Raw genomic sequence first — 12125 nt, forward strand, 5'->3', positions numbered from 1 at the left:
ATTTAATATACCTATTTTTTAAATGTTTTAACTTGAAATAACATGGTTCATATATTGAAAAAATTTATTATCGGAACTAATTAACATAATATTGTTTTTGTTTTTAAAACTATTTTCATAGGCATGTAAACTTCGGATAAACAAATAAAAAGAAGAATCGCCTTTAAAATTATCTGAAAAAAGTTTTGCTACTTGTGCTTCACCTTTTCCCTTTAATATTAAAGCTTCTTTCTGCGCTTCAGCTAATATCATTGATACTTTGTAATCAGCCATTGCGCGTAATTTTTCTGCTTTTTCTTGTCCTTGAGAACGTTGACTTCTAGCAACAGCTTCTCGTTCTGCTCGCATTCGATTATATATAGCTTCAGAAACTTCAGTAGGTAAATTAATTTGTTTAATACGAACATCTACAACTTCAATTCCTAATGCATTCATACTATTAACATTAATTTTAGATGCATTTGTTAAATTTACTGTTCCTTTATTTAAAGATTGAAGTACATCTGTTGTCAATCTTCCTCTAGAATCAGTTACAATTTCTTTTACATTTAAACATCCTATTTGAGAACGTAGTCGATCGCTAAATTTTCTTTTTAATAAAACTTCCGCTTGAAAAATATCTCCGTTCCCAGTTGCTAAATAGTAACGACTAAAATCACTAATACGCCATTTTATATACGAATCTACAATAAGATCTTTTTTTTCTTTTGTAACAAAACGATCAGCTTGATTATCCATAGTATGAATACGCGCATCTAACATTTTAACAGTTTCTAAAAATGGAATTTTAAAATGTAAACCAGGTTCATAAACTAATGTTTTTTGATTACTATTTCTTAAAACTTTACCAAATTGTAAAACAATTCCACGTTCGCCTTCTTTTACAATAAACAATGAAGAAGAAATAAAAAAAAGCAAAATACTTGATAAACAAATTAACAATTTATTCATATATTCATTCTCTTTCTATATTTTTAATGTCTGTTCGTATTGAATTTATACGTCTTTGTTTAAAAAAATTATTAGGAGATAATGAAGATAAATAATTGATCTCTTGATCTTTTTTAAAAGATTTCAATTTACTTTTTATTGGTTTAGTTGAATTTAAAAATAGTTTATTATCTGCTTGTCTATTATTAAAAAAACCATTTAAAGATAAAAAAAACATTGAATTATTATTTTTATCAATAAAAATTTTTTTAGTTTTACTTAATAATCTTTCCATAGATTCTATATAAATTCTTTTAAGAGTGATTTCTTTTGCTTTTTTATATTCTGGCAAAATTTTTAAAAATCTAACAACTTCTCCTTGAGCTTCTAATATTATACGTGAAGAATAGGCTTTAGCTTCTTCTAAAATACGCTGAGCTTTTCCATTAGCTTTAGGTTGAACTTCATTTGCATATGCTTCAGCTTCCCGTACATATTGTTCTCTATTTTCTCGAGCTGCAATTGCATCATCAAAAGCAGCTTTTACCTCTTCTGGAGGTCTAGCTGTTTGAAAATTTACATCTAATATAGTTATTCCCATATTATACGGTTTAATAGTTTCTTCGATTTCTTTTTGAGTATCATGTCTAACTAAAGTACGTCCTTCAGTCAATATACGATCCATAGTAGAACGTCCAATTACTCCACGTAAAGCACTATCAGTTGCTTGCCTTAAGCTATCATCAGGATATGCAACAGAAAAAAGATAACTAGAAGGATTAGTAATTTTGTATTGTACATTCATTTCAACACGTACTACATTTTCATCAGAGGTTAACATAATACCTGAAGTTGCTAATTCACGTACTGTTTCAACATTAACAGCTTGTACATGATTAACAAATACCGGTCTCCAATTCAATCCTGGTTCAACTAAATGACTAAATTTACCAAAATGAGTGACTACACCACGTTCAGCTTCTTTAATCGTATAAAAGCCACTAGCACACCAAATAATAAAAAATATAAAAATTATTAGTAAGAATGGATGAATTTTCTTATTCAATGAATTTGAAGAATTATTTGTATTGTTAATTAAATTATGAATTTTTTTGAAAAATTTTTGAAAATTTATTGAAATTTTTTTTTGACTAAATTTTTGTTCTTTTTTTTCAGAATAATCTTTTTCTGAACCATTTTTTTTCCCCCATGGATCTATTTCTGGTTCATGATTGTTTTTTTTATTCCAGGCCATTTTATGCCTCATTTATGAGTTTCAATTCTGTATCACATATTTTAAATAAATTAAAAAATAATATATCTTATATTTTAAGATATGAAAACTGTATTTTTTTTGAATTTTTTAAATATTTTTAAATTCTTAGAATTTATAATGTTTGATTTAATTTTAATATTAGATATTAAATTTATATGTTTTTTTAAGAATTTTGTGTATTTCATTAAAAACAGTATGTGGATTTGAACTAACTATAGAATAAACATTTTTCCATTTTTTTAACCATGTTAATTGATGTTTAGCTAGTTTTCTAGTTGCAAAAATAATCCTCGAAACCATTTCGTCATAATTAATTTGATATTCAAGATAATCCCACATTTGTCGGTATCCGATACATCGGATAGATGGTAACTGTTTATTTAAATCTCCTCTTAAAAATAAATTTTCTACCTCTTTTTGAAAACCTGACATTAACATTTTTTTAACACGATATTCAATTTTATCATATAACCATTGTTTACTTTCAGGTAAAATAGAAAATTGAATTATATTATATGGTAATGTAGCAGGTGTTGTATTCTTTAAAGAAGTGAAAGTTGTTCCAGAAATATAAAATATTTCTAATGCTCTTAATAGTCTTTGAAAATCGTTTCTATGAATATTGCGTGCAGACATAGGATCTATTAAATTTAACTTGTCATATAAAAAAGATTTATTATATTTCACCTTATCTAATAAATATTTTCGAATTTTAAAATTTGAAGGAGGAAGATTAGATAAACCATATAATAATACATGATAATAAAACATTGTGCCTCCAACAAGTAATGGTATTTTCCCCGACTTTAAAATGTTTTCAATTTCTTTAAAAGCATCTTTTCTAAATTCTGCTGCTGAATATACTTCACTAGGATCTTTAATATTTAACAAACGATGTGGATGAATTTTTAATTCCAAATTATTAGGTTTATCTGTTCCAATATTCATATCTCGATAAATTAATGCAGAATCTACACTAATTATTTCTATTGGCAAAAATCTTCTAAGATACATAGCGATTTTACTTTTTCCACAACCAGTAGGTCCGATTAAAAAGAAAACAATGGGCTTTTCAGATTGAAAAAATTTTATATTTTTAATATACATAATGCTTCATCAATATTTATTTTACATGAAAGTTTAAAATCAGGTTTTTTAAGTATAAATGGACAAAAATATTCTAATTCTAATAATAACAAAATTCCGTCTAAATAATTCCAAGGCTTTTTTTTTGTTGATATATTATTATAAAACCATTCTAAAATTTTTTTTATGTTTAATTCGTTTTCTGAAGAAGCAAAGGTAAAAAAATTTAATATTAAAAGATCAATATTTTTTTCTTTCAAAATACACGGTATTTTTTTTAAATTAATATATTTTTTTAATAAAATAAAATCAAAACCAAATTTAAAGATCATCAGTTGATTTTTAAATAAAACTTTATATTGCTTGGAAGTAATAACAATTTTCATTTCAAATATATACGATGTAGGATTAATGCTATTTTTAATGCAAAATTTCAACTTATATTGATTAACAATTTTTTCTGCTAATGGGAATGAAATTAATATAAATTCATTAATATAATGAATTAAACCATAATATTTTTTAATAATTATCAATAGTTTTAAGGAAGAAAGAATTTGATTTTTTGATTTTTGTTCTAAAAAAAAATTATTCTTAATTATATTTTGAAAAAGAAATTCTTTTTGTTGTTGTAAAATTTTTTTTTTAATTAATTTAAAACAAAAAGTATAAAAATCTGTAATATAATGTTTTTCTTTTTTTTTAGATGGAATATTGTATAAAAATAATTGATTTTGATTTCTTTTTAAAATATTTAAGATACTATTATATACAAAGTCATAAATTTTATTAGATTTATGAAACCTAACTTGACTTTTAGAAGGATGAATATTAATATCTATTTCATAAGGTGGTATGTTTATATATAAAATAAACGACCTGTTAGTTTTGACACCTGTAAATTCATAATAAGCATTCAAAACTGCGTTACTTATTATGTTATTATAAACAAATCGATTATTAATGTAACAATATTGAATATTTTTAAAGGAATCTATAAAATATGAAGGATATACTACCCAACCAAATAATGTAACATTATTAATTTTTTTATTCACCATTAATAAAGCATTAATGTCAAGTTGATTGAAAATTTGCTTCAATCGAAAAATTTTATTTTCAGAATTTGTTATTTTATTATAAGTAACAATTACATTTTTATTTTTTTTAAAAAAAATATTTAATTCAAAATGAGATAAAGCTATTTTCTTAATTACATCATAAATTTTTAAAAATTCTGAATTTTTATCTTTAATGAATTTTAAACGAACAGGTACATTATAAAATAAATGATCTACTATAACTGTTGTTCCTACAGGATGAGCAATAGGAAACAGTGTGGTTTTTTTATTAGATCCATCAGCATAAATTTTCCATCCAATATGATTGTCTTTAAAACAGGACATTAACGTAATTTTTGAAACTGATCTAATACTTGATAATGCTTCTCCTCGAAATCCAAACGTATTAATAATAGATAAATCAGAAACATCAAAAATTTTACTTGTAGCATGGGGAGAAATTGCTAATAACAATTCATTTCGATCAATCCCATAACCATCATCTTTAATAATAATTGATTCAAAACCATTTTGTTCAATATTAATATTGATATTTTTTGATTCTGCATCAATACTATTTTCTAATAGTTCTTTAATAACAGAAGAAGGTCTTTCAATTATTTCTCCTGCTGTAATTTGACTAGATACACTAATTGGTAATATACGAATAGGCATTCGTACCTCTTATACTCTATTTTAAAATTTAAAAATATAATTTAATCGATATTAAATTTAATTGGAGATTTTTTGGAAAAAATTTTATTAATTAAAAGATACTCAGAAATAATTAAATTCATTTCATAACTATCCATTTGTAAATTAGAAATTTCAAATAATGTTTTTTTTATTCCTAACGTTTTTATTAAATTAGAAATTTTTACAGACTCTGAATCATTTTCATTTTTATAATGTAATGCTGCTGCAATACCTTTTATTAAATTACAATATGGAAAATTATATTTTTTTGCTAACAACAAGGGTTTAATCAAACGTTCATTTTGGGATAATTTTTGAACTGGATTTCTTGCAATACGTTCAACTTTATCCAACAAAACATAATTCTCGAACCGAATTAAAATTTTATTAATATAAGAAAAGTGAATTTTTTTATCAAACTTATATTTTTTAATTAGTGTTAACCCGCTTTCTTTCATAGCACCTTTAACGATGCTTTTTATATTATGGTCTTTAATACTTTCATATATAGTTTTGTATTGTCGTATCCATCCTAAATAAGCTGTGATAGCATGACCTGTATTTAATGTTAAAATTTTTCTATCTATAAAAGACCTTAAGTTATCACTTATCGTCATATCAATAATATTAGGAATTATTCCTTTAAATTGATTTTTATCAACAATCCATTCTTGAAAATTTTCAGCAATTAAAGATAATTTATTTTTTTCAAAAGAACATATAGATGGTATAATAGTATCAATACTACAATCTATAAAACCAATATATTGATCAAAATATTTATAATATTTAAGAGGTATTTTTTTGAAAACAATAGTTCTTAAATAAGAACTTGCTTGGATTTTATTTTCACAAGCAATAATGTTTAATGGTGTTGTAGATTTTAATTTAATTCTTAATATGATTCCTTTTGCTAAAATAGATGCAATTTTATCAAGTGAAGACGCTCCAATCGAAGTTGTAATTAAATTAACATCAGATATAATATTTAAAATATTCGGGTCATTTAAATTAATTGCACTAAAATTATCGATATTAATGATTTTTTCATAATTATAACCTACTAATTTTATTTTATATTTTTTATAATAATTTAAAGCATCTATTATATTTTGATTTATATCAGCGAAAATAAGATCAAAACCAGAATATAATATTATTTTTCCAATAAAACCCCGTCCAATATTTCCAGCTCCAAAATGTAAAACTTTCATAATGAAATCCTAATTAAATATTTAAATATGATAAAACTTCTTCTACATTTTTTGTTTTAGATAATTTACTAATAATTTCTGTATTATCCAATGCATTTGTAATTTGACTAACCACTTTAATATGCTCATTATTTTTAGCAGCAATACCAATTACAAGATAAGCAATATCATTAAAATCATCTCCAAAACGTACACCATTTGGAAATTGACAAAAAATTATTCCAGTTTTTAAAATATTGTTTTTTGCTTCTATAGTACCATGAGGTAAAGCAATGTTTTCTCCTAACCAAGTAGATGCAATTTTTTCTCTAGCCAACATTGCATCAATATAGTTGTTCTCCACATAACCTTGTTCTACTAAATATTTACCAACTATTTTAATAGCTTGTTCTTTATTATCAGCAAATTGATTAAGAAAAACATTTTTTTTACTTAGTTTAAATAATTTATTTGATTTATCTTTTATATCAAAACCATTGGTTTTACTTATTTTTTCTTCATTACGAAAGTTTTTATTTTGAATTAATTTGTTTACTAAAAAATCATAAAAAACATTGTCAAGAAAATTAATTAAAGGTATATGTTTAGCATTAGGAGCATATTTTTTAGCACGAGAAGTTAGATTTTTATGTGTTATTACTATATCTGCATTATGAGGTAAACAATGAATAGAAGTATTAAATACAGATATATGCATTAAATTTTTTTTTCTCATTTTCTTTCTAAGAATACTTGCACCTATTGCACTAGATCCCATTCCAGCATCACAAGCTACTACAATAGTATTAACATTTTTAAAAAAATCATTTGATTTGTAATTTTTATTATTTAATAAGCAAATATTAGTGTTATTATTTTTATTATGAATAAATTTTAACAATATAAAAGCAACTAAAAAAGAAACAAAAAAAGAAGAAAAAATTGAAAAAATATTAATACAGTAAAAACCCTTTTTCGTCATTGCTAAAATAGATAAAATAGAACCTGGTGAAACAGCACCAATTAAACCGCCATGAAAATAAACAAGCATAAAAATATTAGTCATACTTCCTAAAATAAGCGACAATATTAATCTTGGATTCATTAAAACATAAGAAAAGTAAACTTCATGAACACCTCCTATAAATTGAATAATTGCAGCTCCTCCAGCAGATTTATAATAATCTTTTTCTCCGAAAAAAAAACATGCAAGTAACATTCCTAATCCTGGTCCAGGATTTGATTCTATTAAAAAAAATATAGAATTTTTATTTTCTAAAATATCTTGAAGACCTAAGGGTGTGAAAACTCCGTGATTAATTGCATTATTTAAAAAAAATATTTTAGCAGGTTCAATTATAATAGCTATAAGTGGTAATAAATTATGATGTATAACTATTTTTAATAAACGACCTATAGAAAATGAAAACCATTCAATACAAGGTCCAATGAATAAAAATGCAATAATTGTTAAAATAATTCCAATTAATGCAATAGAAAAGTTATTGATTAACATCTCAAAACCATTCTTTATCTTATCTTTAAGTAAATTATCGAAAACTTTAATAATCCAACCGCCCAATACACCTGAAATCATTCCACCTAATAACATAGGTATTCCAGTACTAGTAATCATGCCAATAGTAGTTATACTACCAATTATCCCTCCTCTTTTGCCGCCGACTAATTTGCCACTAGTAAATCCAATAAGAATTGGTAAAAGATAAAATATTATAGGTGAAATTAATTCTGCCAAAATCTTATTTGGTTTCCATCCAAGAGGTGCAAATAATACATTCATAATACCCCATGCAATAAAAATGCTTATATTAGGCATCATGATATTACTTAAAAATTGTCCAAAGTTTTGTATTTTTAATTTAATTGATTTAAACATACTGATTGCTCATATATTGAAAAACAAACTTATATTAAATAATTATTATTTAAAATTTTTTATAAAATCTCATATCGTTTATTTTATGTTCATAATAAATAAATTAACTAACTAAATATTTCATTTATAAAAAGATCTATAAAAATTTATTAAACCTTGTGTAGAAGAATCAAAACTTTCATATTTCTCTAAATTAGAAATATTTTCATAAATATCTTTAGCCAATTTTTTACCCAATTCTACACCCCATTGATCAAAACTAAAAATATTTAATAAATGACCTTGAACAAAAATTTTATGTTCATATAAAGCGATTAACATACCTAAATTATAAGGTGTTATTTTACGTACTAAAATGGAATTTGTAGGTTGATTTCCTATACATTGCTTGAATAAAAAATTTTCATCTTTTTTATTTAGAATACATTTTATGTTATTTTCGATCGAAATTGATTTTTTAAAAAAAGATTTTTCTATATTGCCAAAAGCAAGTGATTTAGTTTGTGCAAGAAAATTAGATATTAATTTTATGTGATGACTTCTTAAATTATTATGAGATAAAATAGGAACAATAAAATCACTTGGAATTAATTTAGTACCTTGATGTATTAATTGAAAAAAAGCATGCTGACCATTAGTTCCGGGTTCTCCCCAAATTATAGGTCCAGTTTGATAACATATTTTTTGACCTTTCTTATCTATTGATTTACCATTAGATTCCATATTAGACTGTTGGAAATAAGCTGAAAATCGATGCATGTATTGGTCATATGGAAATATAGCCTCTGTTTCAGAACCAAAAAAATTAGTGTACCAAATACTAATAACAGCTAATATTATTGGTATATTTTTTTCATATTCTGAATTGTAAAAATGATTATCTATAGTATGAGCACCATTTAAAAATTTTTCAAAATTATTAAATCCAATAGATAATATGATAGATAATCCAGCAGAAGACCATAGTGAAAAACGACCACCTACCCAATTCCAAAATTGAAAAATATTTTTAATATTAATTCCAAAATTCAATGCATTTTCTATATGGGCTGATAATGCAAAAAAATGTTTATCTAAGCTAGATTTATCTTTTGAATATCTCATAAACCATATTTTCGCACTATTTGCATTGGTTATTGTTTCGTCTGTAGTAAATGTTTTAGAAGCTATTAAAAAAATTGTTGTTTCAGGACTAATTTTTTTTAAAACTTCAGAAAGATGAGTACCATCTATATTCGAAACAAAATGTATATTTAAGTGATTCTTATATGGACGCAATGCTTCTGTAACCATATATGGACCTAAATCAGAACCTCCAATACCAATATTAACAACATCTAAAATCGATTTTCCAGTATAACCTTTCCATTGACCACTAATTACTGAATCTGAAAAATCTTTCATCTTATTCAATACATGATTAACATCTAACATAATATTTTTATTGTCTACAAATATGGGAAAATTACGTCTATTCCGCAAAGCAATATGTAATACAGATCGATCTTCTGTTTTATTTATTTTAGCGCCAGAAAACATTAGTTTAATAGCATCTTTAACATTCATTTCTTTTGCTAGATCTAATAAATATTTTAAAGTATTTTCAGTTATACGATTTTTTGAAAAATCAACTAATATTTCATTTTCCAGAAAAATAGAAAATTTTTTAAATCGATTAGGATCTAACAAAAAAAGATCTCTTAAATGTATATTTTTTATTTTATTAAAATGATCTTTCAAAATATTCCAAGATTTAGTATTAACAGGATTAATATATTTCATTCAAATAATTTCTCAAATAATTTCTCAATATTAAATTATTATACTACAATGTTTTATGTATCAAATATCTATAAATAATAAAAAATTATTAAGATTCTCGTAAAAATTTTTTAATTTTTTAAAAATAAAAAATAATATACAATAAATTATAATTCTAATATTAAATAAAAATTTTATGGAACTTAATCAAAATCTAATTTGGATTGATTTAGAAATGACTGGACTAAATCCTAAAATTCATCGAATTATAGAAATAGCTACTTTAATTACAGATGAAAAATTAAATATACTTGCAAAAGGTCCAGTTTTTGCAATTCATCAAAGAGAAAAACACATACTACTAATGAATGAATGGAATAAAAAAACTCATACAAAAACTGGATTAATTGAAAGAGTGAAAAAAAGTACTTATAATGAATCACTAGCTGAATCTGAAACTATATTTTTTTTAAAAAAATGGGTTGATATAAAATCATCTCCTATGTGCGGAAATAGTGTTTATCAAGATCGCAGATTTTTAAATGAATATATGCCTAATTTAGAAAATTATTTTCATTATCGGTGTATTGATGTAAGCACGATCAAAGAATTAGTATATCGTTGGTATCCTAAAATAAAAAAATTTAAAACAAAAAAACACACTGCATTAAACGATATACAAGAATCAATAATGGAGTTGCATTTTTATAAAGAAACTTTTTTTAGTATTTAATTCAAAATAAAAAAATATTATTGATGTAAATATATTTTTTTTAAGTAAAGCTTGATTAATAAATTTTATGTATATAAAATATATAATATATTTAAAAATATATATAAATTTTGCGGGAATAGCTCAATTGGTAGAGCACAACCTTGCCAAGGTTGGGGTCGCGAGTTCGAATCTCGTTTCCCGCTCCAAAATTAAGATATTAAAACTATTATAACGATATAAAAATCAAGGAAAATTTATGATCTTTGATTGTTCTTACAAATGGATAATATTAGCTTTTTTATTTATAAATTTTCAAGATAAATCTCAAAAAAATATTGATAACAAAATTATTAATACAGCAATATTTACAGAAAAAATAAAAAATTATCATACAAAAAATAATTTTTTTTTAATAAATTTAAAAATCATTTAATTAAAAAAACAAAAAAATTTACTATTTTAATAGACCCAGGACATGGTGGACAAGATCCTGGATCAATCGGACATAAAGGACTAAAAGAAAAAGAAATAAATTTAAAAATTGCTATTCAATTAAAGAAATTATTAGATAGTAATAAACTTTTTAATGCAATTTTAACACGTAATAATGACTCGTATTTATCTTTAAAAAAAAGAAGAAATTTTTTAAAATATCAACACGTAAGTTTATTATTATCAATTCATGTAGATTCTTCAAGTAAACAATATGTATCAGGAATATCAATATGGATTGTTTCAAACAGTAGAATGCATCGTGAAATTAACAATTTTATAAAAAATAATAAAGAAAAAATTCATTTTTCTAAAAATATTGAAAACATATTTAAAAATAGTAAAAATGATATATATTTCAAAAAAACTATTCTCGATTTACAATTTAATAATTTTCAAACTATGGAAATAAACTTATCAAATTATATGTTTGAAGAATTTAAAAAAGTTTTAAAAGTTCATAAAATACGATTAAATTATGCTAGTTTGGGAATATTGAGTTCTATAAATACACCTTCTATGCTAATAGAAACTGGATTTATCACTAATTTTGAAGAAGAAAAAAAATTAAGAACAGTTTCCTATCAAAAAAAAGTTGCTAATGCTATTTATGTTTCATTAAAAAATTATTTTCAAAATAAATCTAATCTTTTGACAAATATTGAGTAAGAATAATTAAATTTATTTTTAAGCATCAAAATACCTTTTAAGATGCTTAGAACTTAAAATAATTATTTTAAATTATAGATAAAAATCATAGCTTTATATCGTTTATTTTTTAGTCATTTTAAAACGTTTTTTAAATCTTTCAACACGTCCTCCAGTATCAATAATTCTTTGTTTTCCAGTATAAAATGGGTGACATTTTGCACATATATCTAGATTTAGATCATGATTAAGAGTTGAGAAAATTTCAATTTTATTACCACAAGAACAAATAGCTGTTATCTGATAATAATGAGGATGTATTTTTTTTTTCATAGAAAATTTTCCTAAATTATTAAAAATATTTATTCTA

The 12125-nt window shown here is 23.3% G+C and carries 11 protein-coding genes and 1 tRNA gene; 4 read left to right on the forward strand and 8 right to left on the reverse strand.

The window, feature by feature from the left end; translation table 11 throughout:
• Positions 1-27: 27 nt before the first annotated feature.
• The 7 genes from hflC to pgi form a co-directional block, all read right to left on the reverse strand.
• Positions 28-951 (reverse strand): protease modulator HflC, encoded by a 924-nt coding sequence (gene hflC / locus D9V64_RS02895; RefSeq protein ID WP_158367127.1) that lies wholly within the window; start codon positions 949-951, stop codon positions 28-30.
• Positions 952-955: 4 nt separating this feature from the next.
• Complete coding sequence (gene hflK / locus D9V64_RS02900) at positions 956-2185, reverse strand: FtsH protease activity modulator HflK (RefSeq protein WP_158367132.1); 1230 nt, start codon at positions 2183-2185, stop codon at positions 956-958.
• Positions 2186-2344: 159 nt separating this feature from the next.
• Complete coding sequence (miaA, locus tag D9V64_RS02905) at positions 2345-3256, reverse strand: tRNA (adenosine(37)-N6)-dimethylallyltransferase MiaA (RefSeq protein ID WP_261979813.1); 912 nt, start codon at positions 3254-3256, stop codon at positions 2345-2347.
• Positions 3257-3294: 38 nt separating this feature from the next.
• A complete protein-coding gene (gene mutL / locus D9V64_RS02910) occupies positions 3295-5028 on the reverse strand; it encodes a DNA mismatch repair endonuclease MutL (RefSeq protein ID WP_158367138.1) in 1734 nt (577 codons plus the stop codon).
• Between the two features lie 41 nt (positions 5029-5069).
• Entirely contained in the window at positions 5070-6263 is a 1194-nt protein-coding gene (locus D9V64_RS02915) for a mannitol-1-phosphate 5-dehydrogenase (RefSeq protein WP_158367141.1), read from the reverse strand.
• A gap of 13 nt (positions 6264-6276) precedes the next feature.
• Positions 6277-8139: a PTS mannitol transporter subunit IICBA gene (locus D9V64_RS02920; RefSeq protein ID WP_158367144.1), complete on the reverse strand. Its 1863-nt coding sequence runs from the start codon at positions 8137-8139 to the stop codon at positions 6277-6279.
• Between the two features lie 120 nt (positions 8140-8259).
• The gene (pgi, locus tag D9V64_RS02925) at positions 8260-9921 is read right to left on the reverse strand and encodes a glucose-6-phosphate isomerase (RefSeq protein ID WP_158367147.1); all 1662 of its coding nucleotides are present in this window, start codon (positions 9919-9921) and stop codon (positions 8260-8262) included.
• Between the two features lie 175 nt (positions 9922-10096).
• Here pgi and orn point away from each other — a divergent pair, with 175 nt between their 5' ends.
• The 4 genes from orn to D9V64_RS02940 all read left to right on the forward strand — a co-directional run bounded on the left by orn (position 10097) and on the right by D9V64_RS02940 (position 11776).
• Positions 10097-10633, forward strand: coding sequence for an oligoribonuclease (orn, locus tag D9V64_RS02930; protein WP_158367151.1), 537 nt, complete (start codon positions 10097-10099; stop codon positions 10631-10633).
• A gap of 112 nt (positions 10634-10745) precedes the next feature.
• A tRNA-Gly gene (locus D9V64_RS02935) sits at positions 10746-10821 on the forward strand.
• 50 nt (positions 10822-10871) lie between these two features.
• Positions 10872-11048: a hypothetical protein gene (locus D9V64_RS03170; protein ID WP_187308564.1), complete on the forward strand. Its 177-nt coding sequence runs from the start codon at positions 10872-10874 to the stop codon at positions 11046-11048.
• On the forward strand, positions 11048-11776 hold the full coding sequence (locus D9V64_RS02940) for an N-acetylmuramoyl-L-alanine amidase (protein WP_158367154.1): 729 nt from the start codon (positions 11048-11050) through the stop codon (positions 11774-11776). The genes D9V64_RS03170 and D9V64_RS02940 overlap by 1 nt, the downstream gene beginning before the upstream one ends.
• 102 nt (positions 11777-11878) lie before the next feature.
• On the opposite strand, the gene rpmE is transcribed toward D9V64_RS02940, so the two are convergent.
• Positions 11879-12088 carry a 50S ribosomal protein L31 gene (gene rpmE / locus D9V64_RS02945; protein ID WP_158367157.1) on the reverse strand — a complete coding sequence of 70 codons (210 nt, stop codon included), beginning with the start codon at positions 12086-12088 and terminating at the stop codon, positions 11879-11881.
• Positions 12089-12125 lie beyond the last annotated feature (37 nt).

The organism is Buchnera aphidicola (Aphis nerii) (genome assembly GCF_005083105.1).
GTDB classification, from domain to species: domain Bacteria; phylum Pseudomonadota; class Gammaproteobacteria; order Enterobacterales; family Enterobacteriaceae; genus Buchnera; species Buchnera aphidicola_AS.

Excerpts from the sequence above, each read along its gene's own strand:
- hflC (WP_158367127.1), bottom strand. The coding sequence starts at position 951 with ATGAATAAATTGTTAATTTGTTTATCAAGTATTTTGCTTTTTTTTATT.
- hflK (WP_158367132.1), bottom strand. The coding sequence starts at position 2,185 with ATGGCCTGGAATAAAAAAAACAATCATGAACCAGAAATAGATCCATGG.
- mutL (WP_158367138.1), bottom strand. The coding sequence starts at position 5,028 with ATGCCTATTCGTATATTACCAATTAGTGTATCTAGTCAAATTACAGCA.
- D9V64_RS02915 (WP_158367141.1), bottom strand. The coding sequence starts at position 6,263 with ATGAAAGTTTTACATTTTGGAGCTGGAAATATTGGACGGGGTTTTATT.
- D9V64_RS02920 (WP_158367144.1), bottom strand. The coding sequence starts at position 8,139 with ATGTTTAAATCAATTAAATTAAAAATACAAAACTTTGGACAATTTTTA.
- pgi (WP_158367147.1), bottom strand. The coding sequence starts at position 9,921 with ATGAAATATATTAATCCTGTTAATACTAAATCTTGGAATATTTTGAAA.
- orn (WP_158367151.1), top strand. The coding sequence starts at position 10,097 with ATGGAACTTAATCAAAATCTAATTTGGATTGATTTAGAAATGACTGGA.
- D9V64_RS03170 (WP_187308564.1), top strand. The coding sequence starts at position 10,872 with ATGATCTTTGATTGTTCTTACAAATGGATAATATTAGCTTTTTTATTT.
- rpmE (WP_158367157.1), bottom strand. The coding sequence starts at position 12,088 with ATGAAAAAAAAAATACATCCTCATTATTATCAGATAACAGCTATTTGT.